This is a genomic window from Bacillus sp. MBGLi79 (assembly GCF_002953915.1).
The window spans coordinates 3,238,532-3,263,059 of record NZ_CP026521.1 but is presented as its reverse complement, the minus strand read 5'-3'; the positions used below and the strand labels follow the sequence as shown (position 1 = coordinate 3,263,059).

The 24,528-nt window shown below is 44.5% G+C and carries 23 protein-coding genes; 18 read left to right on the top strand and 5 right to left on the bottom strand.

The features are described from left to right. Positions 1-39 precede the first annotated feature (39 nt). The 4 genes from C1T29_RS24990 to C1T29_RS16590 all read left to right on the top strand — a co-directional run bounded on the left by C1T29_RS24990 (position 40) and on the right by C1T29_RS16590 (position 3,250). Positions 40-171, top strand: a complete 132-nt coding sequence (locus tag C1T29_RS24990) for a hypothetical protein (protein WP_041521399.1) — start codon at positions 40-42, stop codon at positions 169-171. A 126-nt stretch (positions 172-297) separates the two neighbouring features. Continuing rightward, on the top strand, positions 298-1,065 hold the full coding sequence (locus C1T29_RS16600) for an SDR family oxidoreductase (protein WP_069840119.1): 768 nt from the start codon (positions 298-300) through the stop codon (positions 1,063-1,065). A gap of 62 nt (positions 1,066-1,127) precedes the next feature. Then, on the top strand, positions 1,128-1,811 hold the full coding sequence (locus C1T29_RS16595; RefSeq protein WP_069840118.1) for a metal-dependent hydrolase: 684 nt from the start codon (positions 1,128-1,130) through the stop codon (positions 1,809-1,811). 119 nt (positions 1,812-1,930) lie between these two features. After that, on the top strand, positions 1,931-3,250 hold the full coding sequence (locus tag C1T29_RS16590; RefSeq protein ID WP_040082153.1) for a CBS domain-containing protein: 1,320 nt from the start codon (positions 1,931-1,933) through the stop codon (positions 3,248-3,250). Positions 3,251-3,268: 18 nt separating this feature from the next. Here C1T29_RS16590 and C1T29_RS16585 read toward each other — a convergent pair whose 3' ends face one another. Further along, a complete protein-coding gene (locus C1T29_RS16585) occupies positions 3,269-3,571 on the bottom strand; it encodes a YtpI family protein (RefSeq protein ID WP_095432421.1) in 303 nt (100 codons plus the stop codon). 130 nt (positions 3,572-3,701) lie between these two features. Here C1T29_RS16585 and nrnA point away from each other — a divergent pair, with 130 nt between their 5' ends. Next, a complete protein-coding gene (gene nrnA / locus C1T29_RS16580; protein WP_014664955.1) occupies positions 3,702-4,643 on the top strand; it encodes a bifunctional oligoribonuclease/PAP phosphatase NrnA in 942 nt (313 codons plus the stop codon). A gap of 17 nt (positions 4,644-4,660) precedes the next feature. On the opposite strand, the gene C1T29_RS16575 is transcribed toward nrnA, so the two are convergent. The 3 genes from C1T29_RS16575 to ytrH all read right to left on the bottom strand — a co-directional run bounded on the left by C1T29_RS16575 (position 4,661) and on the right by ytrH (position 5,796). Further along, the gene (locus C1T29_RS16575) at positions 4,661-4,852 is read right to left on the bottom strand and encodes a YtzJ family protein (protein ID WP_003229407.1); all 192 of its coding nucleotides are present in this window, start codon (positions 4,850-4,852) and stop codon (positions 4,661-4,663) included. Between the two features lie 102 nt (positions 4,853-4,954). Next, complete coding sequence (gene ytrI / locus C1T29_RS16570) at positions 4,955-5,458, bottom strand: sporulation membrane protein YtrI (protein WP_142393713.1); 504 nt, start codon at positions 5,456-5,458, stop codon at positions 4,955-4,957. Beyond that, positions 5,455-5,796, bottom strand: a complete 342-nt coding sequence (gene ytrH / locus C1T29_RS16565; RefSeq protein WP_003229410.1) for a sporulation membrane protein YtrH — start codon at positions 5,794-5,796, stop codon at positions 5,455-5,457. The genes ytrI and ytrH overlap by 4 nt, the downstream gene beginning before the upstream one ends. Positions 5,797-5,935: 139 nt before the next feature. Here ytrH and dnaE point away from each other — a divergent pair, with 139 nt between their 5' ends. The 7 genes from dnaE (at position 5,936) to C1T29_RS16530 (ending at position 16,242) form a co-directional block, all read left to right on the top strand. Beyond that, positions 5,936-9,283, top strand: a complete 3,348-nt coding sequence (gene dnaE, locus C1T29_RS16560; protein ID WP_103749906.1) for a DNA polymerase III subunit alpha — start codon at positions 5,936-5,938, stop codon at positions 9,281-9,283. 137 nt (positions 9,284-9,420) lie between these two features. Then, a complete protein-coding gene (gene maeB / locus C1T29_RS16555; protein ID WP_014664951.1) occupies positions 9,421-10,653 on the top strand; it encodes an NADP-dependent malic enzyme in 1,233 nt (410 codons plus the stop codon). Positions 10,654-10,987: 334 nt separating this feature from the next. Then, positions 10,988-11,860, top strand: a complete 873-nt coding sequence (accD, locus tag C1T29_RS16550) for an acetyl-CoA carboxylase, carboxyltransferase subunit beta (protein ID WP_095432418.1) — start codon at positions 10,988-10,990, stop codon at positions 11,858-11,860. After that, a complete protein-coding gene (accA, locus tag C1T29_RS16545) occupies positions 11,845-12,822 on the top strand; it encodes an acetyl-CoA carboxylase carboxyl transferase subunit alpha (RefSeq protein WP_103749907.1) in 978 nt (325 codons plus the stop codon). Before accD ends, accA begins: the two co-directional genes overlap by 16 nt. A 183-nt stretch (positions 12,823-13,005) precedes the next feature. Beyond that, positions 13,006-13,965: a 6-phosphofructokinase gene (gene pfkA / locus C1T29_RS16540; protein ID WP_003237788.1), complete on the top strand. Its 960-nt coding sequence runs from the start codon at positions 13,006-13,008 to the stop codon at positions 13,963-13,965. A gap of 42 nt (positions 13,966-14,007) precedes the next feature. Continuing rightward, positions 14,008-15,765 (top strand): pyruvate kinase, encoded by a 1,758-nt coding sequence (gene pyk / locus C1T29_RS16535; protein ID WP_040082156.1) that lies wholly within the window; start codon positions 14,008-14,010, stop codon positions 15,763-15,765. Between the two features lie 93 nt (positions 15,766-15,858). Then, the gene (locus tag C1T29_RS16530) at positions 15,859-16,242 is read left to right on the top strand and encodes an FxsA family protein (RefSeq protein ID WP_014664946.1); all 384 of its coding nucleotides are present in this window, start codon (positions 15,859-15,861) and stop codon (positions 16,240-16,242) included. A 31-nt stretch (positions 16,243-16,273) separates the two neighbouring features. Here the strand turns inward: C1T29_RS16530 and ytvI are convergent, their stop codons facing one another. Beyond that, entirely contained in the window at positions 16,274-17,389 is a 1,116-nt protein-coding gene (ytvI, locus tag C1T29_RS16525; RefSeq protein WP_069150050.1) for a sporulation integral membrane protein YtvI, read from the bottom strand. A gap of 96 nt (positions 17,390-17,485) precedes the next feature. On the opposite strand from ytvI, the gene C1T29_RS16520 reads away from it, so the two are divergent. The 6 genes from C1T29_RS16520 (at position 17,486) to phoR (ending at position 24,486) form a co-directional block, all read left to right on the top strand. Next, positions 17,486-17,950 carry a DUF441 domain-containing protein gene (locus tag C1T29_RS16520; protein ID WP_004398695.1) on the top strand — a complete coding sequence of 155 codons (465 nt, stop codon included), beginning with the start codon at positions 17,486-17,488 and terminating at the stop codon, positions 17,948-17,950. Between the two features lie 333 nt (positions 17,951-18,283). After that, positions 18,284-19,402: a citrate synthase gene (gene citZ / locus C1T29_RS16515; protein WP_014664943.1), complete on the top strand. Its 1,119-nt coding sequence runs from the start codon at positions 18,284-18,286 to the stop codon at positions 19,400-19,402. A 164-nt stretch (positions 19,403-19,566) separates the two neighbouring features. Continuing rightward, a complete protein-coding gene (gene icd / locus C1T29_RS16510) occupies positions 19,567-20,838 on the top strand; it encodes an NADP-dependent isocitrate dehydrogenase (protein WP_103749908.1) in 1,272 nt (423 codons plus the stop codon). Between the two features lie 43 nt (positions 20,839-20,881). Then, positions 20,882-21,820 carry a malate dehydrogenase gene (mdh, locus tag C1T29_RS16505; protein ID WP_003237775.1) on the top strand — a complete coding sequence of 313 codons (939 nt, stop codon included), beginning with the start codon at positions 20,882-20,884 and terminating at the stop codon, positions 21,818-21,820. Between the two features lie 211 nt (positions 21,821-22,031). Beyond that, a complete protein-coding gene (gene phoP / locus C1T29_RS16500) occupies positions 22,032-22,754 on the top strand; it encodes a two-component system response regulator PhoP (protein ID WP_014664941.1) in 723 nt (240 codons plus the stop codon). After that, entirely contained in the window at positions 22,747-24,486 is a 1,740-nt protein-coding gene (gene phoR, locus C1T29_RS16495; RefSeq protein WP_103749910.1) for a sensory box histidine kinase PhoR, read from the top strand. Before phoP ends, phoR begins: the two co-directional genes overlap by 8 nt. Positions 24,487-24,528 lie beyond the last annotated feature (42 nt).

Sequence of the window (24,528 nt, the reverse complement as noted above, 5' to 3'; positions counted from 1 at the left end):
TATAGCCAACCTACCTCTATAATGATGGGAGGCAGAATGATGAAAAAAGAAACGGAACGCTATATTTATGATGAACAAGAAAGCCAGGAGACAACAAGGCTCATTTCAGAAGCATATCAAAGCGGTTATGTCGATATGCCTGATCAGGAGTCTTCATCTTCTGCAGAATAAGCTGTCTATACAGGCAGCTTTTTTTGTATGCTAAAGTGTAAAAAGTGATATTGCAAGCCTTTTATAGTAAAGTAGAAGAAGAAACACTTTATTGAAAGCGGCGACGTTGCTTTGGGAGGTATTCATGTGCGACATGCTTTAATTACTGCCGGTTCGAAGGGTTTAGGCCGCAAAGTGACTGAAACGTTGCTTGCAAAGGGGTATTCAGTAACAGTCAATTACAGACAGGATGAGGAGGCAGTCAGCCGCCTGAAGAAAGCCTGTCCCGATTGTCTTGACCGGCTGCAATTTGTAAAAGGTGATGTCACCAAAAAAGAAGATCTGCTGCGTATTGCAGACACTGCCTTAAACCGCTTCGGAAGGATCGACTTTTTGATTAACAACGCGGGACCATACATATTTGAACGTAAAAAGTTAGCCGATTATACTGATGATGAATGGTACGGCATGCTGGAAGGAAATTTAAGCGCCGTTTTTCATTTATTCAAAGCGGTTATTCCTATTATGAGAAAACAACAATTTGGGCGCATCATTACGTACGGATTCCAAGGTGCGGCTCACGCGCCAGGCTGGCTTCATCGCTCGGCATTTGGCGCTGCGAAAGTGGGCTTGGCTTCTTTGACAAAGACAATCGCCATTGAAGAAGCCGAATTCGGCATAACCGCCAACATGGTTTGCCCGGGAGACATTGTCGGCGACATGAAAGAAGCATCGATAGAGGAAGCCAGAATGAGAATCGGCAAAGAAAAAACGCCGATAGGAAGGTCCGGAACAGGCGAGGATATCGCCCGGATTATCGCTTTCTTGTGTGAGGAGAACTCAGACCTTGTGACTGGGACTGTCATTGAAGCCACCGGAGGCCTCAATGTTATTAACAAGAATCAAACAACCTAAGTTTTTCAGCTTTTGAAAAAGGGAAAATAAAAAAATCAAAATCACGTGACGAGGTGAAAGAAATGAAAGTGACATATCACGGACATTCTGTAATTACAGTGGAAACGAAGGACCACCATATTATATTTGATCCGTTTTTAACAGGGAATTCGTTAACGGATATCAAGCCGGAGGATGTAAAGGCGGATGTCATCTTATTAACGCACGGCCACAATGACCATGTCGGTGATACTGAACAAATCGCCAAGCAAAATAACGCGCTGGTTATAGCACCGAACGAGCTCGCTGTGTACTTAGGCTGGAAAGGCTTGAATGTTCATCCGATGCACATCGGGGGCTCCCGCCAGTTCGATTTTGGAAAAGTGAAGCTCACACAGGCCTTTCATGGATCAGCCATCACAGATGAAGAAAACAAAACGATCACTTACACAGGCATGCCAGCCGGTATTTTGCTGACTGTAGAAGGTAAAACGATTTTCCATGCGGGTGATACGGCTCTATTCTCTGATATGAAGCTCATTGGCGAGTTGAATCATATTGATCTTGCTTTCCTGCCGATTGGCGATAACTTTACAATGGGGCCTGAGGACGCCAAGCTTGCAGCTGAATGGCTGCGCGCAAAACAGGTCGTGCCGGTGCATTACAATACATTCCCGGTCATCGAGCAAGACCCTGAAGCATTCGCTGACAGCCTTCCGGGCGGAGTCGGCAAAGTCATGGCGGTCGGTGAGACGATCGAGCTTTAAACGATGAAACCATCTCCTGATTTATCAGGAGATGGTTTTTTATTTTCCAGCCTCATTGCGTATAAATCCTTTGAAACCTTATAATAAAAACAAGAAGACTGTCCTTAGAGGTGAAAGGCTTGGCAACGAAGCATGAACAAATTTTAACGTATATCGATTCACTGCCTGTCGGCGAAAAAATTTCTGTGCGAAGAATTGCAAAGGAAATGAAAGTAAGCGAAGGAACCGCGTACAGAGCGATCAAGGAAGCAGAAAATAAAGGGTTTGTCAGCACGATTGAACGTGTGGGCACAATCAGAATTGAACAAAAGAAAAAAGAGAACATTGAAAAGCTTACATATGCAGAGGTTGTAAATGTTATAGACGGACAAGTGCTCGGAGGCCGGGCGGGGCTCCATAAGACATTGAATAAATTCGTCATCGGCGCGATGGAACTGGACGCGATGATGCGTTATACCGCAGCGGGGAATCTTTTGATTGTCGGAAACAGAATCAATGCACACAGGCAGGCGCTTGAAGCGGGCGCGGCCGTATTGGTGACTGGGGGCTTTAACACGGATGAAAGCATTGTACAGCTGGCAGATGAGCTTGAACTGCCGATTTTATCCACGAGCTATGACACCTTTACAGTCGCTGCGATGATTAACAGGGCAATTTATGACCAGCTGATCAAAAAAGAAATTGTTTTGGTGGAGGACATCCTAACACCCGCTGACCGCACGGTATATCTTTCGCCCAAGGATAAACTTGAAAAATGGTATGAGAAAAATTTTGAAACGGGCCACGGCCGCTTCCCGGTTGTCGACGATCAAATGAAAATCCACGGCATTCTGACATCAAAAGATATTGCCGGCCATGACCGAAATGCATCCATAGAAAAAGTCATGACCAAAAATCCCGTTACGGTGATTGGGAAAACATCTGTCGCCTCAGCGGCGCAAATGATGGTATGGGAAGGAATCGAAGTGCTTCCCGTCACTGACGGCCACCAAAAACTGATCGGGATGATCAGCCGCCAAGATGTGTTGAAAGCCCTTCAAATGATTCAAAAGCAGCCGCAGGTCGGGGAGAAGCTTGATGATATTGTTTCAAGAGGGTTTAAAGACGAGGGTGATGATAAAGAGGATCAAACGGTTTACGAGTATGAAGTCACGCCGCAAATGACAAATCAGCTTGGAACCATTTCATATGGTGTATTTACAACCATATTGACGCAGGCGGCAAACCGATTTTTGCGCTCGAAAAAACGCGGCGAACTCGTAATCGAGAGCATCACCATTTTCTTTTTGAAGCCTGTGCAGATGGAATCGGTCATCGAAGTCAAACCGCGTATCTTGGAGGCCGGCAGAAAGTTCGGGAAAATGGAAGTGGAAGTGCACAGCCAAGGCCATATCGTGTCGAAAGCGATGCTGATGGTTCAGCTGATGGAAAGAAGCTAAGGGACGTTCAGGCGCCCCTTACGCGTGATCTCTTTCAGCTTCTTTGGCGTGAAGGGGATTGTAATGCCTGTAGGCTTTATAACCTGCCCAAGCGCTTCCTGCTCCTATGACGATAAAGATACCGCCGATTACTAACGTTAATACTGAATGGAATAATATCATTTGGTTGAGCCCGTAGAACAGGACTAGTGACCCTAAGGCCACGCTTGATTTTGCTGAATAGATTTCCTTTGCCAAAGATGGCTTTGCCCGTACGCCTTTTACTTTATAGTACACATAAAAGCAGGCTGAAAGCCCAATCAAAAAAACAAGAACCAGCATAAATGAAATCCTCCATCGTAAAAGTTTACAAACCCATTCTATACAAAAACGGGCTTGGTTTTGACGTTATTTTTCTTTTCCGTCGGCAGAGAATGTGATTTAATGAATAAAAACAATAAAGGAGAATCAAATGAAAACAGAACTAATCAGAACCATATCATTATATGACACGATTATCTTACATAGACATGTGCGTCCTGATCCAGATGCCTACGGATCACAGTGCGGGCTTACGGAAATCTTGCGTGAAACATATCCTGAAAAAAATATTTTTGCGGTTGGCACGCCTGAACCGTCCCTTTCCTTCTTATATTCCCTTGATGAGGTGGACAATGAAACATATGAAGGCGCACTTGTCATTGTCTGCGATACGGCAAATCAGGAAAGAATCGACGATCAGCGTTATCCTTCAGGCGCCAAACTGATGAAAATCGACCACCATCCGAACGAAGATCCATACGGTGACCTTCTTTGGGTCGATACAAGCGCCAGCTCAGTAAGTGAAATGATTTACGAGCTGTATTTAGAAGGAAAAGAGCACGGCTGGAAGCTGAATACGAAAGCGGCAGAGCTGATCTATGCCGGCATTGTCGGAGATACCGGACGCTTTTTATTTCCGAATACCACGGAAAAAACATTAAAATATGCAGGCGAGCTCATTCAGTATCCATTCTCTTCCTCAGAGTTGTTTAATCAATTGTATGAAACAAAACTGAATGTGGTGAAGCTTAACGGCTTTATCTTTCAAAATGTGTCTTTGTCCGAAAACGGCGCCGCTTCTGTTTTCATCAAAAAGGATACGCTTGAAAAATTCGGCACAACAGCTTCTGAAGCGTCGCAGCTTGTCGGGACGCTTGGCAATATCTCAGGTATCCGCGCTTGGGTGTTTTTCGTAGAAGAAGACGATCAAATCAGAGTCAGATTCCGTTCGAAGGGGCCTGTCATTAACGGACTTGCCCGCAAATATAACGGCGGAGGGCATCCGTTTGCTGCCGGCGCCTCTATTTACAGCTGGGATGAAGCCGATCGGATTTTAGCTGATCTGGAAACATTATGTAAAGAACACGAGTAGAGGGGAGACCCTCTCTCTTAGTGTTCATCTGTGACGGGGATGAACCAGCAGCCGAAATCAGTAAGGTCCTCGTAGACTTGGAGATTGTGAGATTGAAGTTCTTTTTTAATGAGGGAAGCGAGTGAGTTTGTTTCGGCATATGCAGAAAAACCTTGTCTGAGACGGGCTGCTTGATCTTTTGCTAACTGACGGTCACTGTAAACCTCCATTTCCCTTTCCTCCTTCCTTTCGCCATTAAGCCTCACATATAGTTTATAAAAAAGAATGGGAAAAAGCGACAGAAGTTTGGAGAATTTAAAAAAAATCCATAATTATGTGGCGAATGATATTTCAAGTTCTACTGTCAGCCTCGTATAAATAATCAATTCTCTGACGGTTGCCTCGTATTTTTTTTCATTGATCATATAGACTTTATTTTCAATTGTCCGTTTCAAAAGATCCTTTGTTTGATAGACGCTTTCTATGTCTTTGGTAATGACCTCTGAAATATCATCCTTTACATGCTCCTCGAATTTCGTTTTATCCGGCTGCGATATTTTATATTTATCCCCATTCAGCAACTTAACGCTGACGCTTTGAATCAGCAGTTTTCTTTTATTATCTTCATTCAGTTTATGGAGGTCTTCCTGATAGATCGAAATTTGATTGTTCAAGTCTTTTACATGCTCTTTTTGTTTTTCGATGAGGCTGACCTGCTCCTCTTGAAATGTTCCGTAAGTAAACAGGAAAAAGAACCAGCTGATTATGGCTCCGCACATCATTCCCGCGAAAAAGCGCTGCCATCCCGGTTTTTTGTAATGCTGTGGGACCCTCATGAAGAAAGATGCTCCTGGGTCAGCCATGATATAATGAGCCAGCCGCTTTGCGCGCCTCCCATGGCTGAAATAATCAAAAGAAGCTGCTTAAAGATATCTCTCGTATTGCCTTCGAGTATGCCGCGTTCAAAGCTGTATACCGCATCAAAGGTGCCTCCGATAGCTGCGACAAGCGCCCAAATTTTTAACCGGTTCGCAAGCTTTGTAATGGCTGTAAGCGGGGGTTCGCCCGCCAAATATGCTCCGAGCCCTCCGATGAGTGCGCCCCCGATCAGCACCCCTAACGCAATGAAGTAGCTATTGATAAAATTCACCATAAATCCTGCTTCCTGATCCATCTTTATCACCTCACCTTTTATATCATATTGAGCTTTCAGGACAAGTATGATGATGAGTCAAAAAAGAACATTTGTTTCTTTTGGAAACCGGCCTTATAATGAAGAAAGAAATGGATCGTAATGAGAAAGAGGTGATAGCATGTCTTTTGTTCACCTGCAAGTACATAGCGGGTACAGCCTGCTAAACAGCGCCGCGGCTGTGGAAGAGCTCGTCAGTGAAGCTGACAGGCTCGGATATGCGTCTTTGGCGCTGACAGATGATCATGTCATGTACGGAGCTATTCAATTTTATAAAGCTTGCAAGGCGAGAGGGATTAACCCGATAATCGGTTTGACGGCTTCTGTTTTTACAGATGACAGCGAGCTCGAAGCCTACCCGCTCGTCCTGCTTGCAAAATCAAATACAGGCTATCAAAACCTGCTGAAAATCAGCAGCGTTCTGCAATCTAAATCAAAAGGCGGGCTGAAGCCGAAATGGCTTCACAGTTATCGAGAAGGCATTATCGCAATAACGCCCGGCGAAAAAGGATATATTGAGACGCTTCTTGAAGGAGGCCTGTTCGAACAGGCCGCTCAAGCTTCGCTGGAGTTTCAGTCTATATTCGGAGAGGGAGCCTTTTATTTCTCCTATCAGCCTTTTAAAGGGAATCAAGTTCTGTCTGAACAGATTCTAAAGCTGTCAGAAGAAGCGGGTATCCCTGTTACGGCCACAGGCGACGTGCACTACATAAGGAAGGAAGATAAGGCTGCCTACCGTTGTCTGAAAGCGATTAAAGCGGGGGAAAAACTGACGGATGCACCTGCTGAAGTTCTGCCTGATCTCGATTTGAAACCAATTGAAGAAATGCAAAACATTTATCGAGAGCACCCAGAGGCATTGCAAGCTTCTGTGGAGATCGCGGAACAATGCCGAGTTGACGTCAGCCTGGGGCAGACCCGTCTGCCGTCTTTTCCCACCCCAGACGGAACGCCCGCTGATGATTATCTAACGGGTATCTGTATGGAGGGACTCCGCAGCCGTTTCGGCACGCCTGATGAACGATACCTTCGCCGACTTCAATATGAGCTTGATGTCATCAAGCGGATGAAGTTCAGCGATTACTTTCTGATCGTGTGGGATTTTATGAAGCACGCCCATGAAAAAGGGATTGTTACAGGGCCGGGACGGGGTTCTGCGGCTGGCTCTCTTGTGGCATATGTGCTGTATATCACAGATGTTGACCCGATTAAGCATCACCTTCTGTTTGAGAGATTTTTAAATCCCGAACGCATCAGCATGCCGGATATTGATATTGATTTTCCCGATACAAGAAGGGATGAAGTCATTCAATATGTTCAGCAGAAATACGGTGCGATGCACGTCGCACAGATTATCACCTTTGGAACACTTGCGGCAAAGGCGGCGCTTCGGGACGTCGGCAGAGTATTTGGCGTCAGCCCGAAGGAGGCAGATCAGCTTGCAAAACTTATTCCTTCAAGACCGGGCATGACGCTGGATGAAGCGAGACAGCAGTCACCGCAGCTGGATAAGCGGCTTCGGGAGTCAAGCCTGCTTCAGCAAGTCTATACAATTGCCCGAAAAATAGAAGGGCTGCCAAGGCATGCATCCACCCACGCAGCAGGCGTTGTCCTGAGTGAAGAACCGTTAACAGATGTTGTTCCGCTTCAGGAAGGGCATGAAGGGATCTATTTAACGCAATATGCGATGGATCATCTTGAAGACTTGGGCCTTTTAAAAATGGATTTCTTAGGCTTGAGGAATCTGACGCTGATTGAATCCATCACTTCAATGATTGAAAAAGAAGAAAACATCAAAATAGATCTTTCAAGTATTTCCTACAGTGATGACAAAACGTTCGCCTTGCTGTCCAAAGGGGATACGACAGGGATTTTCCAGCTCGAATCTGCAGGGATGAGAAGCGTCCTGAAGCGGCTAAAACCTTCAGGCCTCGAGGATATTGTGGCGGTCAATGCGCTGTACCGGCCCGGCCCGATGGAAAATATTCCGTTATTTATTGACCGTAAACACGGACGGGCGCCTGTCCATTATCCTCATGAGGATTTAAGGAGCATTTTGGAAGATACATATGGCGTTATAGTGTATCAGGAACAAATTATGATGATTGCTTCCCGCATGGCGGGGTTTTCTTTAGGCGAAGCAGACCTATTGAGAAGGGCTGTCAGCAAAAAGAAAAAAGAAATCTTAGACAGAGAGCGAAGCCATTTTGTTGAAGGGTGCTTAAAAAAGGAGTATTCTGTAGACACTGCAAATGAAGTCTACGATTTAATCGTCAAATTCGCAAACTATGGCTTTAACCGAAGCCATGCGGTGGCATACAGCATGATCGGGTGCCAGCTTGCGTATTTGAAAGCTCATTATCCGTTATATTTTATGTGCGGATTGCTGACAAGCGTCATTGGCAATGAGGATAAAATTTCTCAATATCTTTACGAAGCAAAGGGGAGCGGGATTCGTATCCTTCCTCCGTCAGTGAATAAAAGCAGTTTTCCGTTTACAGTTGAAGACGGATCTGTCAGGTACAGCCTCCGCGCCATAAAAAGTGTAGGCGTCTCAGCAGTCAAAGATATATATAAAGCAAGGAAAGAGAAACCATTTGAAGATCTTTTTGATTTCTGCTTTCGCGTGCCGTCAAAAAGCGTAAATCGCAAAGTGCTTGAAGCACTTATTTTTTCTGGTGCGATGGACGAATTTGGCCAAAACCGGGCCACGCTGCTCGCATCCATTGATGTTGCTTTGGAACATGCTGAGCTATTCGCCGCGGACGATGACCAAATGGGATTGTTTTTAGAGGAATCGTTTTCAATTAAGCCGAAGTATGTGGAAACGGAAGAGCTTCCGCTAGTGGATTTACTTGCATTTGAAAAGGAAACGCTCGGCATTTATTTTTCAAATCATCCGCTCTCCGCCTTCCGAAAACAGCTCGCTGCGCACGGAGCAGTCTCCATTCTGCAGGCTCAGCGGACAGTCAAAAGGCAGCTTTCGCTAGGCGTTTTGCTGTCGAAAATCAAAACGATTCGGACGAAAACAGGTCAAAACATGGCGTTTTTAACGCTCAGTGATGAAACCGGCGAGATGGAAGCCGTAGTCTTCCCTGAACAATTCAGACAGCTTTCACCCGTTTTAAGAGAAGGCGCTCTTTTGTTCACAGCGGGGAAATGCGAAGTAAGACAAGATAAGATCCAATTCATCATGTCCCGGGCAGAATTATTAGAAAATATGGATGCAGAAAAAGCGCCATCGGTTTATATAAAAATAGAAAGCAGTCAGCACAGCCAGGAGATCCTGGCGAAGATTAAGCGCATTTTGCTGGAGCATAAAGGGGAAACAGGCGTTTATCTCTATTATGAAAGGCAGAAACAGACGATTAAGCTTCCTGAGTCGTTTCATATCAATGCGGATCACCAGGTGTTATATCGCTTAAAAGAGCTGTTGGGTCAAAAAAACGTCGTTTTAAAACAGTGGTAACGAGTCACTTTTTGTTATACAATTGGAGCAATTATGTGATCCTGTTTAAATATTCAGATAGATTTTACTCCGCAGAATGCAGCAAACAAAGCAGCAGTATACGAATCAAAAAATATCCATAAGGAGTGTTTAAGAGAATGTCATTAAGAGAAGAAGCATTACACCTGCATAAAGTCAACCAGGGGAAACTGGAGTCTAAATCAAAAGTAGAGGTCAGAAACGCGAAAGATTTAAGCCTCGCGTATTCTCCGGGTGTTGCAGAACCGTGTAAGGATATTCATGAAGACATTAACAAAGTATATGATTATACAATGAAGGGGAACATGGTAGCAGTTGTAACTGACGGTACAGCTGTGCTTGGCCTTGGAAACATCGGCCCTGAAGCCGCGCTTCCTGTTATGGAAGGAAAAGCCGTTCTATTCAAAAGCTTTGCGGGCGTAGATGCGTTTCCGATTGCTTTAAACACAAACGATGTTGATAAAATCGTAGAAACTGTTAAATTGCTTGAGCCGACATTTGGCGGCGTCAACCTTGAAGACATTGCAGCGCCAAACTGCTTTATCATTGAAGAGCGCCTCAAAAAAGAAACAAACATCCCTGTTTTCCATGATGATCAGCACGGTACAGCTATTGTAACGGTAGCAGGTCTTGTAAACGCACTGAAACTGTCTGGAAAATCAATGTCATCCATTAAGGTTGTCGCAAACGGCGCGGGTGCGGCTGGCATAGCGATTATCAAGCTTCTTCACCATTACGGCGTTCGTGACATTGTGATGTGCGATTCTAAAGGGGCCATTTATGAAGGGCGCCCGAACGGCATGAACGATGTCAAAAACGAAGTGGCGAAATTCACGAACCAAGACCGCAAAGACGGTTCTCTGAAAGATGTCATCGTTGATGCTGACGTATTTATCGGTGTTTCTGTAGCGGGTGCGTTAACAAAAGAAATGGTTCAAAGCATGGCAAAAGATCCGATTATCTTTGCAATGGCAAATCCAAATCCGGAAATCATGCCGGAAGATGCGCGTGAAGCCGGCGCAAGCGTTATCGGAACAGGGCGTTCTGACTTCCCGAACCAAGTAAACAATGTCCTTGCATTCCCTGGTATTTTCCGCGGAGCGCTTGACGTGCGTGCCACTCATATTAACGAAGAAATGAAAATCGCAGCGGTTGAAGCCATTGCTTCACTGGTTTCAGAAGATGAGCTTAGCGCAGACTATGTCATCCCTGCACCGTTTGATAAACGTGTTGCGCCTGCTGTTGCGAAGGCTGTGGCAAAAGCCGCGATGGAAACAGGTGTAGCAAGAATCACTGTTGACCCTGAGGAAGTCGCAGAAAAAACAAGAAAACTTACGATTATTGGCGAATAATTTTAATTCGTTCCAAAAATGGCAGCGCGTTGGCGGAGACCAGCGCGCTGTTCTCAAGTTAAACTGTCGGCTGAAATTTTTTTAGGGGGTTGGCCTTAAAAAAATTTCAGCCGCGTTTAACATTATTTTTGAATACGCTGTCAACCTTGTCGTTTCAACACCTTATCTGATTTCATCCCAGCCTTTCCGAGCACGTCATTGAATAAAAAGTTGTCGAATTGAGGATGACAGCGTTTGACAAAAAAAGTACAATAGTTTCGGTAAAGTTATTAGCAAGTCTATCTGTTTGATGACATGCGGTGAAGAGAACCCTTCACAAAAGGGAGGTAATCATTTGTTAAAGGATATATTCACGAAAAAGAAAAAGTATGCTTCCGTACCATCTGATCAAGCGAAGCACGATGTTCCGGAAGGCATTATGACAAAATGTCCTAAGTGTAAAAAAATCATGCTCACTAAAGAGTTGGATAAAAATATGCGGGTATGCATGAACTGCGATTATCATTTCCCAATGAACGCAAAACAGCGTATCGAAAGCTTGATGGATGAACAATCCTTTGAGGAATTCAATCAGGGAATGCTGTCGGAAAATCCGCTTGGTTTCCCGGGATATCTGGAAAAGCTTGAAAAAGATCGCGAGAAAACATCCTTAAACGAGGCTGTTGTGACAGGTAAGGGCACCATCGGAGGACACCCGGCTGTTGTCGCCGTCATGGATTCTTCATTCAGAATGGGCAGCATGGGTTCAGTCGTCGGTGAAAAAATCACGCTTGCGATTGAAAAAGCAAAAGCTGATAAAGTTCCGTTTATTATTTTTACGGCTTCAGGCGGCGCTAGAATGCAGGAAGGCATATTAAGTTTGATGCAGATGGCTAAGACAAGCTCTGCGTTAAAACTGTTCAGCGATGAACAGGGTCTTATCATTTCTGTGATGACGCATCCGACTACTGGAGGCGTATCAGCAAGCTTTGCATCTCTTGGCGATTACAATTTCGCTGAGCCTGGCGCGCTGATCGGTTTTGCCGGAAGACGGATTATTGAACAGACAATAGGAGAAAAACTGCCTGAGGACTTTCAAACGGCTGAATTTTTATTAAAACATGGACAGCTTGATTCGGTTATTCATCGTGACGATATGAAAAAAACGTTAGAAAATCTGCTGGATATGCATCAAACAGGAGGTGACATTGAGTGGCTCCAAGATTAGAATTTGAAAAACCGGTGATCGAACTGCAAAACAAAATCGCCGAACTAAAAAAATTCACCCAAGATTCCGATATGGATCTAAGTGCGGAAATTGAACGGCTGGAAGACCGTCTCGCTAAGCTTCAGGATGATATTTACAAAAATCTGAAACCATGGGACCGGGTCCAAATCGCACGTCTGGCTGACCGTCCGACAACGCTAGATTATATCGAACACCTGTTTACTGACTTTTTTGAATGTCATGGAGACAGAGCATACGGTGACGATGAAGCCATTGTCGGCGGGATTGCGAAGTTCCACGGCCTTCCTGTAACGGTAATCGGGCATCAGCGCGGGAAAGATACGAAGGAGAACCTTGTCCGCAATTTTGGGATGCCGCATCCTGAAGGCTACAGAAAAGCGCTGCGTCTGATGAAACAGGCTGACAAATTTAATAGACCGATTATCTGTTTTATTGATACGAAGGGGGCATACCCTGGACGAGCAGCGGAAGAAAGAGGACAAAGCGAAGCCATTGCCAAAAACCTGTTTGAGATGGCCGGCCTCCGAGTACCTGTTATCTGCATCGTCATTGGTGAAGGCGGAAGCGGCGGAGCCCTTGGTCTGGGGGTAGGCAACCACTTGCATATGCTGGAAAACTCTACTTATTCTGTTATTTCTCCAGAAGGTGCCGCGGCACTTTTATGGAAGGACTCCAGTCTTGCTAAAAAAGCAGCAGAAACCATGAAAATCACTGCGCCGGATTTAAAAGAATTAGGTATTATAGATCATATGATTAAAGAAGTAAAAGGCGGAGCGCATCACGATGTAAAGCTGCAGGCAAGTTATATGGACGAAACCCTTAAACAATCGTTAAAAACTTTGTTGAAGCTGAGCGAAGAAGAATTAATTCAGCAGCGCTATGAAAAATATAAAGCGATTGGCAAAGTCTCGGTTGAAGATCAATATATCGGGGTAAACTAAATAAACGTGAAGCCTTTGGCTCACGTTTATTTTTTGTGACATTCCTTAAATTTTATTTAAAAACGATTTATTTAATTGTATAATAGGTAAGGTTTCATAGGGAGGATGGAGATCCCTTTTCATTGTTTTTAGGGCAATGATCATGTTATGTTTAATCATATATGTTGCTGAGGTGAATGGAGAATGAAACGTATAGGGGTATTAACGAGCGGCGGGGATTCCCCGGGAATGAACGCAGCAGTTCGCGCAGTAGTCAGAAAAGCGATTTATCATGACGTTGAAGTTTACGGTATTTACAACGGATACGCGGGATTAATCAGCGGAAAGATTGAAAAGCTTGAACTCGGATCAGTAGGCGATATTATACATCGCGGAGGCACAAAGCTTTATACGGCAAGATGTCCAGAATTCAAAACAGTTGAAGGCCGTGAAAAAGGGATAGAAAACTTGAAGAAGCTTGGTATTGAAGGTCTTGTTGTTATCGGCGGAGACGGTTCCTATATGGGTGCGAAAAAATTAACGGAACACGGGTTTCCATGTGTAGGTGTACCGGGTACAATTGATAATGACATTCCGGGCACGGATTTTACCATCGGTTTCGATACAGCTTTAAATACAGTAATTGACGCAATTGATAAGATTCGAGATACAGCGACTTCTCATGAACGTACATATGTGATCGAAGTAATGGGCCGTCATGCCGGCGATATCGCATTGTGGGCCGGTCTTGCAGGGGGCGCGGAATCGATCTTAATCCCTGAGGCAGACTATGACATGCACGAAATCATTGCCCGCTTAAAACGCGGCCACGAACGCGGCAAGAAGCACAGCATTATCATTGTTGCCGAAGGTGTAGGCAGCGGGGTTGAATTCGGGAAACGCATTGAAGAAGAAACAAATCTTGAAACTAGGGTATCTGTATTGGGCCATATCCAGCGCGGAGGTTCTCCGAGTGCTGCTGACCGTGTGTTGGCAAGCCGTCTCGGCGCATATGCAGTTGAACTGCTGCTTGAAGGAAAAGGCGGACGCTGTGTAGGTATACAAAACAATAAGCTTGTAGACCATGATATTATAGAAATATTGGAGACAAAACACACAGTTGAGCAAAACATGTATCAGCTTTCAAAAGAACTGTCTATTTAATGTGCAGCTGAAGGCTGAAGATTTCAGAAGGAAGTGAACCAAATGAGAAAAACGAAAATTGTTTGTACCATCGGTCCAGCAAGTGAAAGTATTGAAATGCTTACGAAATTAATGGAGTCAGGAATGAACGTGGCTCGATTAAACTTTTCTCACGGAGATTTTGAGGAGCACGGTGCAAGAATTAAAAATATCCGTGAAGCAAGCAAAAAACTTGGCAAGAACGTTGGAATTCTGCTTGATACAAAAGGTCCTGAGATCCGCACACATACAATGGAAAATGGCGGCATTGAGCTTGAAACAGGCAAAGAGCTTATCATTTCAATGGACGAGGTTGTAGGAACAACAGATAAAATTTCAGTGACATATGAAGGTTTAGTCGATGACGTTGCACAAGGTTCAACGATTCTGTTAGATGACGGCCTTATCGGTCTTGAGGTACTTGATGTAGATGCCGCTAAACGCGAAATCAAAACAAAAGTATTAAACAACGGAACACTGAAAAATAAAAAAGGTGTTAACGTACCGGGCGTAAGTGTCAATCTTCCGGGTATTACTGAGAAGGATGCGCGAGACATCGTTTTCGGTATTGAGCAAGGAGTAGACTTCATCGCGCCATCTTTCATTCGACGTTCCACGGACGTGCTTGAAATCCGTGAGCTTCTTGAAGAGCACAACGCTCAGGATATTCAAATCATCCCTAAAATCGAAAACCAAGAGGGCGTTGACAACATCGATGCGATTCTCGAAGTGTCTGACGGCTTAATGGTTGCGCGCGGAGACTTAGGCGTGGAAATTCCAGCTGAAGAAGTGCCGCTTGTGCAAAAAGAACTGATCAAAAAATGCAACGCGTTGGGCAAACCTGTTATCACAGCGACACAAATGCTTGACAGCATGCAGCGCAACCCGCGTCCGACTCGTGCGGAAGCAAGTGACGTTGCAAACGCGATCTTCGACGGCACAGATGCGATCATGCTTTCTGGTGAAACAGCTGCCGGAAGCTATCCGGTTGAAGCCGTTCAAACCATGCATAACATCGCGTCCCGTTCTGAAGAAGCTTTGAATTATAAAGAAATTCTCTCAAAACGCAGAGACCAAGTAGGCATGACAATTACAGACGCAATTGGACAATCTGTCGCGCATACGGCGATTAACCTGAGCGCTGCTGCGATCGTAACGCCGACAGAAAGCGGCCATACAGCACGCATGATTGCAAAATACCGTCCGCAGGCACCGATTGTTGCGGTTACTGTAAATGACTCTATTTCCAGAAAGCTTGCCCTCGTATCTGGCGTATTCGCGGAAAGCGGTCAAAATGCAAGCTCAACAGATGAGATGCTTGAGGATGCTGTCCAAAAATCATTGAACAGCGGAATTGTAAAACATGGTGACCTTATCGTCATTACGGCAGGTTCTGTCGGTGAGTCTGGCACTACGAACTTAATGAAAGTTTATACTGTCGGGGATATCATCGCTAAAGGCCAAGGCATTGGACGTAAATCAGCTTACGGTACGGTTGTCGTTGCCCAAAATGCAAAAGAAGCTGAGCAAAAAATGACTGACGGTGCGGTACTTGTTACCAAAAGCACTGACCGTGATATGATTGCATCTCTTGAAAAAGCGTCTGCTCTTATTACAGAAGAAGGCGGCTTGACAAGCCATGCTGCGGTAGTCGGATTGAGCCTCGGCATTCCGGTTATCGTTGGTCTTGAAAATGCGACATCTATTTTGACAGAAGGACAGGATATTACCGTTGACGCTTCCAGAGGCGCAGTCTACCAAGGCCGTGCGAGCGTTCTTTAATCACAGGTGAAAACGGAAGGGGAATCCCTTCCTTTTCTCTTTATCTTGCCTTATGTTGAACAGAGGCGTGTTACACGTGTGGGGGGCTTGGATATGAGATTTTTATTTTTGCTTTTTATTGTGTTTCCGGCAATAGAAATCGGCATATTCCTCTTTTCAGGCAAGCTGATTGGCATTTTGCCGACAGTTCTTTTAATGATTCTGACAGGCATTATCGGAGCAGCAGCTGCAAAAAAACAAGGAACCGAAGTGTATTATAAGGTTCAGCGTGATCTTCAATATGGCAAAATGCCGGGAGAAGCGATTGCTGACGGCCTATGCATTTTCATTGGCGGCCTATTGTTGATGCTTCCGGGCTTTTTATCAGATTTGGCCGGCGCCTGTCTTCTTATCCCGTTTACCCGCGGCTGGTGTAAGCCAATTCTGTTCAAATGGCTGAGAGGAATGTCAAAGAATAAGCGGATCATCATCAAATAAAAACGGCAGCCATGTAACATGGGCTGCTGTTTTATTTTTGCTGAACGGTGATATAGGACCATACTTCCTTTAATGCGCCTGTCGTAATGAAAGCTTGAATGATGACGAGAACAGCCGGCCCGGCAATCAGTCCTAAAAACCCGAATAATTTAAAGCCGGCAAACAGGGCGATGAGCGTTGCCAGCGGATCGATCCCGATAGATTTACTGAGTATTTTAGGTTCTGTCAGCTGCCGCTGAACAAGAACGACGAGATACAGTATGCCGATTCCGATCGCTTGGGGCAGCTGGCCTGTAATCGATAAATACAAAATCCACGGCACAAATACGGAGCCCGCACCCAAGTAAGGGAGAAGATCAACAAGCCCGATTAAAAAAGCGATTGTTGCGGCATGTTCAACCTGTAAGAGAGAAAGGCCGATAAACACAATCACCATCGTGATGAAAACGAGGACGGCTTGTGCTTTGATAAAACCAGTCATTGCTTTTTTTAATTCGCTGCTGATCGCTTTACTGTTAGCTGTCACACGATCCGGCAGAAGCAAAACAAGCATGGCTTTCAGCTTATGCCAATCCTTTGTCATAAAAAATGTTGCCAGAAGAGAAAAAATCAGAACCGCCGCCGTATTGGGAAGAAGCGCGAAAAACCTCGGGATCATTTCTAGAATGTGGGACAGCAGCAGCCCGGCATTTTTAGCGGCTGAATCACCGAGTGTCTGGATGTGGGTGACGATGGAAGCTTGCTGGTTCGTTTCCAATTCTTGAAACAAAAGAGTTAACTCGTTATAGAGCGGCTGAATATGAGTTGTAAACAATTTTTCGCAATAGGAAATAAACGTGCTGATATGCGGAGGCAGCGTTTTTGCTAGATAGGCTGTACCCGTTACGATTTCGGCTACCAGAATGGTGAGAACGCCGAAGGCTGCGAGTAGAAAAAAAGCAAGCACGCCCAGAACATTTATCGTTCGGGGGAATCCTGTCACTTTGTCCAAATAATCGACAACAGGATGAATCACTGATGAAAGAATAAGTGCGATCAGGAACGGATAAGTTAACGGAAACGAATAATAGGCCGCAGCTATCGACCCTGCGGTAATTGATATGACAAAGAGGGTTCTGAAAAAAATAGTAATATAAGATTGATTCACGAAAACGGTCCTCCTCTCGTCAGCAAGTCCTATTTTTTATATGTATTCACGCTGCGGCTGAATATGAATACATTCACCTTAAAGGAGGGATGGCATGTGTTTACACAAGCGAATTTATTTTTAATTTTACTCTTGGCCATCGCACTTATCGCAAAAAACCAATCATTGCTTTTTGCTGTATCCGTCCTTTTGATCATCAAAATCGTTGGACTTGATCAGAAATTATTTCCGACTATCCAGTCAAAAGGCATTAACTGGGGTGTGACCATTATTACCATCGCCGTTCTTGTCCCAATTGCCACGGGAGAAATCGGATTTAAGCAGCTTGGAGAGGCAATGCGGTCTTCCTACGCATGGATCGCCTTGGGAGCGGGAATCGCAGTGGCGCTGATTGCCAAAAACGGCCTGACTCTGCTGGAAAATGACCCGCATATTACAACTGCCCTTGTGATCGGGACCATTCTCGCAGTCGCGCTTTTTGGCGGAGTAGCAGTGGGCCCGCTGATCGGAGCGGGGATTGCTTATTTAGCTATGCAGATCGTAAAACTGTTCACTTCATGAAAAAAGCGGCCTTAAAGCCGCTTTTTTTCGTATGCAAAAACCCGCAAATAAAGGCGTTTTTTCGGGGAAATCACAGAATGAAAAAAAAAATTATAGGTAAACATTTAACAAATGTCTGATTATTGTTTATAATGAGAATAGGCTTAAACTTAAATAAGCTTATAAGAATTTGTTATGTTCTTTCATAAGCAAAGGGTTTTAGTACTAGCAGCCAGTAAAATGTAAGCATTTTCTTTTTGGGGGAGAGAAATACTTGCATCGTGCTTTTTAAGTAAGCCTCATGTTTTTACAACACTCTTAAAGGGGAAATTTATTGAAAAGGAGATGTTATATATGACAGCGACACGCGGTCTTGAAGGGGTTGTAGCAACAACATCATCTGTTAGTTCTATTATTGACGATACCCTTACATATGTGGGGTATGATATCGATGATTTGACAGAGAATGCAAGTTTTGAAGAAATCATCTACTTGCTTTGGCATCTAAGGCTGCCAAACAAAAAAGAGCTTGAAGAGTTAAAGCAGCAGCTTGCAAAGGAAGCTGCCGTTCCGCAAGAAATTATTGAGCACTTCAAATCTTATTCCCTCGAAAATGTTCATCCCATGGCTGCTCTTAGGACAGCAATTTCATTATTAGGCCTGCTTGACAGCGAGGCTGATACCATGAACCCGGAAGCCAACTACAGAAAGGCGATCCGCCTTCAGGCAAAGGTGCCTGGCCTGGTTGCAGCGTTTTCCAGAATTCGCAAGGGTCTTGAGCCTGTAGAACCGAGAGAAGATTACGGTATTGCGGAGAATTTTCTTTACACATTAAACGGTGAAGAGCCTTCACCAATTGAGGTTGAAGCCTTCAACAAAGCATTGATTTTACATGCTGACCACGAGCTGAACGCGTCAACGTTCACAGCGAGGGTCTGCGTCGCGACACTTTCCGATATCTATTCAGGCATTACTGCAGCAATCGGTGCGCTTAAAGGGCCTCTGCACGGCGGGGCGAATGAAGGCGTTATGAAAATGCTGACAGAAATCGGTGAAGTGGAAAACGCTGAGCCGTACATCCGCGCTAAACTTGAAAAGAAAGAAAAAATCATGGGATTCGGCCACCGTGTGTATAAGCATGGTGATCCGCGCGCGAAGCATCTGAAAGAAATGAGCAAGCGCCTGACTAACCTGACGGGCGAAAGCAAATGGTATGAGATGTCGATTCGTATAGAAGACATCGTCACATCAGAGAAAAAGCTTCCGCCTAACGTTGATTTCTATTCGGCTTCTGTATATCACAGTCTCGGCATTGACCATGATTTGTTTACACCGATTTTTGCTATAAGCAGAATGTCCGGGTGGCTCGCCCATATTCTTGAGCAGTATGACAACAACCGTCTAATCCGCCCGCGGGCAGATTACACAGGCCCTGACAAACAAAAATTCGTTCCGATTGAAGAAAGAGCCTAAAGAACCATTGGAGGCTGGCTTGCGTCAATGAGGTTAGCCTCTTGTTCAGAACATCAAATTTGAGTTACACTTTAAATTGAATGTTGAGAAAAATCATTTTGTTTTCTATATAAGAAAAATAAAATGTTTTCTAAATATGAATTACATACTGGGAGGTTTTTATTGTGGCACAAGGTGAAAAAATTACAGTCTCTAACGGAGTATTAAACGTACCAAACAACCCGATTATCCCGTTTATCGAAGGAGACGGAACCGGTTCTGATATTTGGAACGCGGCTTCGAAGGTTTTGGAAGCAGCAGTAGAAAAAGCATACAAAGGCGAAAAGAAAATTACATGGAAAGAAGTTTATGCCGGAGAAAAGGCTTATAATAAAACAGGTGAGTGGCTCCCTGCTGAAACATTAGATGTGATCCGCGAATATTTTATCGCGATTAAAGGCCCGTTAACGACACCTGTCGGCGGCGGTATCCGTTCTTTGAACGTAGCACTCAGACAAGAGCTTGACCTGTTCGTCTGCTTAAGACCTGTAAGATACTTTACTGGAGTGCCGTCACCGGTAAAACGCCCTGAAGATACTGATATGGTCATCTTCCGTGAAAATACAGAAGATATTTACGCAGGCATCGAGTATGCAAAAGGCTCAGAAGAAGTACAAAAGCTTATCAGCTTCCTTCAAAATGAGTTAAACGTCAACAAGATCCGTTTCCCTGAGACATCAGGTATTGGCATTAAGCCTGTTTCCGAGGAAGGAACAAGCCGTTTAGTCAGAGCTGCCATTGATTATGCAATCGAGCATGGCCGCAAATCCGTAACGCTTGTTCATAAAGGAAACATCATGAAGTTCACTGAAGGCGCCTTCAAAAACTGGGGCTATGAACTTGCTGAAAAAGAGTACGGAGATAAAGTCTTCACATGGGCTCAATATGACCGCATTGCTGAAGAACAAGGAAAAGACGCTGCCAACAAAGCGCAAAGCGAAGCGGAAGCAGCAGGAAAAATCATTATCAAAGACAGCATTGCTGACATTTTCCTTCAACAGATCTTAACGCGTCCAAACGAGTTTGATGTCGTTGCGACAATGAACTTGAACGGAGATTACATTTCTGATGCCCTTGCTGCGCAAGTCGGCGGAATCGGCATTGCTCCTGGAGCGAACATCAACTATGAAACAGGACATGCGATTTTCGAGGCGACGCACGGAACGGCTCCTAAATATGCAGGCCTTGATAAAGTAAATCCATCTTCAGTTATTCTTTCAGGCGTTCTGCTTCTTGAGCATTTAGGATGGAACGAAGCGGCTGATTTGGTTATCAAATCTATGGAAAAAACAATCGCTTCTAAAGTCGTAACTTACGATTTTGCCAGATTAATGGATGGCGCGACTGAAGTGAAATGTTCAGAGTTCGGAGAAGAACTGATCAAAAACATGGACTAAGCAAGGAAAAAGCCTAAAACTAGCCATAAAGGAGAAGAGAGACATGGGAAATACTCGTAAAAAAGTTTCTGTTATCGGAGCAGGTTTTACCGGAGCTACAACTGCATTTTTAATCGCTCAAAAAGAGCTGGCAGACGTTGTTCTTGTTGACATTCCGCAATTGGAGAACCCGACAAAGGGAAAAGCGCTTGATATGCTTGAAGCAAGCCCGGTTCAAGGCTTTGACGCAAAAATTACGGGAACATCCAATTACGAGGATACAGCTGGCTCTGACATTGTTGTCATTACAGCCGGTATCGCAAGAAAACCTGGTATGAGCAGGGATGATCTGGTCTCTACAAACGAAAAGATTATGAGAAGCGTTACACGGGAAATCGTGAAATATTCTCCTGACTCTATTATTGTGGTGCTGACAAATCCTGTTGATGCAATGACATACGCGGTGTACAAAGAATCCGGCTTCCCTAAAGAGCGTGTAATCGGCCAGTCCGGTGTGCTTGATACGGCGAGATTCAGAACATTTGTGGCAGAGGAATTAAACCTGTCAGTGAAAGATGTGACTGGTTTCGTACTCGGCGGACACGGTGACGATATGGTGCCGCTTGTGCGTTATTCTTATGCCGGCGGTATCCCGCTAGAAACTCTCATTCCGAAAGAACGGATTGACGCAATTGTGGAGCGCACTAGAAAAGGCGGAGGCGAAATCGTGAATCTTCTTGGAAACGGAAGCGCGTATTATGCGCCTGCGGCTTCTCTGACAGAAATGGTCGAAGCGATCTTGAAAGATCAGCGCCGCGTCCTTCCTACAATTGCTTATCTTGAAGGGGAATACGGCTATGAAGGCATCTACCTTGGCGTGCCAACAATTGTAGGCGGCAACGGACTTGAACAAATCATTGAACTTGAACTGACAGACTATGAAAGAGCGCAGCTGAATAAATCAGTTGAATCTGTCAAAAATGTCATGAAAGTATTATCCTAATAAAAAGAGAGAAAGGCTTGCTTGATACAGCCTTTCTCTTTTTACTATATATGAAAGCGCTACCATTATTGTTTGTATTTCTTTTAAAAATGATGTAAAAGGCGAATTGTCGGAATGTCCTGCTTTCGCTAAAATAAAATCATGAAACATGTTAAGATGACATAAAATAGAGAAATAGGATGTCGGGGAATTATAATACTGGAGGCACAGCATGAACAAGAAAATTTTAGTTGTGGATGATGAAGAATCTATTGTTACTCTTTTACAGTACAATTTGGAACGGTCAGGCTATGATGTTATTACCGCCTCGGATGGGGAAGAAGCACTCAAAAAAGCGGAAACAGAGAAACCTGATTTGATTGTGCTTGATGTAATGCTTCCAAAATTGGACGGAATCGAAGTATGCAAGCAGCTGAGACAGCAAAAACTGATGTTTCCCATTTTAATGCTGACAGCGAAGGATGAGGAATTCGATAAAGTATTAGGGCTTGAGCTTGGTGCTGACGATTATATGACCAAGCCGTTCAGTCCAAGGGAAGTAAATGCGAGAGTCAAAGCGATTTTAAGGCGTTCGGAAATGGCTGCGCCCTCTAGTGAAATGAAGAACGATGACATGGAAGGCCAGATCGTAATTGGCGATCTGAAAATCCTGCCTGATCATTATGAAGCGTACTTTAAAGAAAATCAGCTTGAACTGACACCGAAAGAATTCGAACTGCTGCTTTATTTAGGCAGACATAAAGGCAGAGTTCTGACAAGAGATCTGCTGCTGAGCGCAGTCTGGAATTATGATTTTGCCGGAGATACGAGAATAGTTGATGTGCATATCAGCCATCTTCGCGACAAAATTGAATATAATACCAAAAAACCGATCTATATTAAAACGATTAGGGGATTGGGGTATAAACTGGAGGAGCCAAAAATGAATGAATAAAAACCGTGTGCGCCTTTTTTCTGTATTCGTTGTCTGTTTGATTCTGGTGTTTTGTGTCCTCGGGCTGTTTTTACAGCAGCTCTTTGAAACATCTGGTCAAAGGAAAGCAGAGGAACACATTGAAAAAGAAGCAAAATACATGGCTTCGCTACTTGATGCCGGCAATCTAAATGATCGAGCAAACGAGAAAATCATTAAAGATGCAGGCGAGGCGCTTGATGTGAGTGCAGCCGTTATTGATACAGACGGTAAGGTGCTGTATGGGTCAAACGGGAGAGCGGCAGATTCCCAAAAGGTGCAGGCGCTTGTTTCTGGCCATGAGGGGATTCTTTCAACAGCAGATAACAAGCTTTATTACGGACTTTCACTTAGAAGCGAAGGTGAAAAAACAGGATATGTGCTGCTTTCCGCCTCTGAAAAAAGCGACGGCTTGAAAGGCGAATTGTGGGGGATGCTGACGGCCAGTCTTTGTACCGCATTTATCGTCATTGTTTATTTTTATTCCAGCATGACCTCACGTTATAAAAAGTCAATAGAAGCAGCGACAAATGTAGCCACAGAACTTTCCAAGGGGAACTATGATGCACGGACGTACGGCGGCTATATCAGACGCTCTGATAAGCTTGGACGTGCGATGAACAGCCTTGCCATTGATCTGATGGAAATGACCCGAACGCAGGAAATGCAGCGGGATCGGCTGCTGACAGTCATTGAAAACATTGGCTCCGGACTGATTATGATCGACGGAAGAGGCTTTATTAATCTTGTAAACAGGTCTTACGCCAAGCAGTTTCATATCAATCCGAATCAGATGCTGCGCCGTCTTTATCACGATGCATTTGAACATGAAGAAGTGATCCAGCTAGTCGAAGATATTTTTATGACGGAGACAAAGAAATGCAAGCTGTTAAGACTTCCGATCAAAATAGAACGGCGTTATTTTGAAGTGGACGGCGTTCCGATTATGGGGCCGGACGATGAATGGAAAGGAATTGTGCTCGTTTTCCATGACATGACAGAAACGAAGAAATTAGAGCAGATGAGGAAGGATTTTGTGGCCAATGTTTCTCATGAGCTGAAAACGCCGATTACGTCCATAAAAGGGTTTACGGAGACGTTATTGGATGGGGCGATGGAGGACAAAGAGGCGCTTTCTGAATTTCTCTCTATTATTCTTAAGGAAAGCGAAAGACTTCAGTCTTTGGTTCAGGATTTGCTCGATCTCTCAAAAATCGAGCAGCAAAATTTCACGCTTAGTATCGATACGTTTGAGCCGGCCAAAATGCTTGATGAGATTGAAACGCTTCTGAAGCATAAGGCGGATGAGAAAGGCATCTCCTTGCAACTGAATATTCCGAAAGACCCTCAATATGTGTCAGGTGATCCGTACAGGCTGAAACAGGTATTTCTTAATCTCGTAAACAATGCGTTAACCTACACGCCTGAGGGAGGCTCAGTGGCTATCAATGTAAAGCCCAGAGAAAAAGACATTCAGATTGAGGTCGCCGATTCCGGAATCGGAATTCAGAAAGAAGAAATTCCGCGCATCTTTGAACGCTTTTACCGCGTAGATAAAGACAGAAGCAGGAATTCGGGGGGAACCGGGCTGGGCCTTGCGATTGTGAAGCATTTAATAGAGGCTCATGAAGGGAAAATTGATGTCACAAGCGAGCCTGGACGGGGAACTGTCTTTACCGTGACGCTGAAACGGGCCGCTGAAAAGTCCGCCTAATGTTTACAAAGGTTTAACAATATCTTCATGCACTGTTAAACC

Coding starts and splice junctions, on each gene's coding strand:
- C1T29_RS24990 (WP_041521399.1), top strand. CDS start 40: ATGAAAAAAGAAACGGAACGCTATATTTATGATGAACAAGAAAGCCAG.
- C1T29_RS16595 (WP_069840118.1), top strand. CDS start 1,128: ATGAAAGTGACATATCACGGACATTCTGTAATTACAGTGGAAACGAAG.
- C1T29_RS16585 (WP_095432421.1), bottom strand. CDS start 3,571: ATGCTGGTTCTTGTTTTTTTGATTGGGCTTTCAGCCTGCTTTTATGTG.
- nrnA (WP_014664955.1), top strand. CDS start 3,702: ATGAAAACAGAACTAATCAGAACCATATCATTATATGACACGATTATC.
- C1T29_RS16575 (WP_003229407.1), bottom strand. CDS start 4,852: ATGGAGGTTTACAGTGACCGTCAGTTAGCAAAAGATCAAGCAGCCCGT.
- ytrI (WP_142393713.1), bottom strand. CDS start 5,458: ATGAGGGTCCCACAGCATTACAAAAAACCGGGATGGCAGCGCTTTTTC.
- ytrH (WP_003229410.1), bottom strand. CDS start 5,796: ATGGATCAGGAAGCAGGATTTATGGTGAATTTTATCAATAGCTACTTC.
- dnaE (WP_103749906.1), top strand. CDS start 5,936: ATGTCTTTTGTTCACCTGCAAGTACATAGCGGGTACAGCCTGCTAAAC.
- maeB (WP_014664951.1), top strand. CDS start 9,421: ATGTCATTAAGAGAAGAAGCATTACACCTGCATAAAGTCAACCAGGGG.
- pfkA (WP_003237788.1), top strand. CDS start 13,006: ATGAAACGTATAGGGGTATTAACGAGCGGCGGGGATTCCCCGGGAATG.
- pyk (WP_040082156.1), top strand. CDS start 14,008: ATGAGAAAAACGAAAATTGTTTGTACCATCGGTCCAGCAAGTGAAAGT.
- C1T29_RS16530 (WP_014664946.1), top strand. CDS start 15,859: ATGAGATTTTTATTTTTGCTTTTTATTGTGTTTCCGGCAATAGAAATC.
- citZ (WP_014664943.1), top strand. CDS start 18,284: ATGACAGCGACACGCGGTCTTGAAGGGGTTGTAGCAACAACATCATCT.
- mdh (WP_003237775.1), top strand. CDS start 20,882: ATGGGAAATACTCGTAAAAAAGTTTCTGTTATCGGAGCAGGTTTTACC.
- phoP (WP_014664941.1), top strand. CDS start 22,032: ATGAACAAGAAAATTTTAGTTGTGGATGATGAAGAATCTATTGTTACT.
- phoR (WP_103749910.1), top strand. CDS start 22,747: ATGAATAAAAACCGTGTGCGCCTTTTTTCTGTATTCGTTGTCTGTTTG.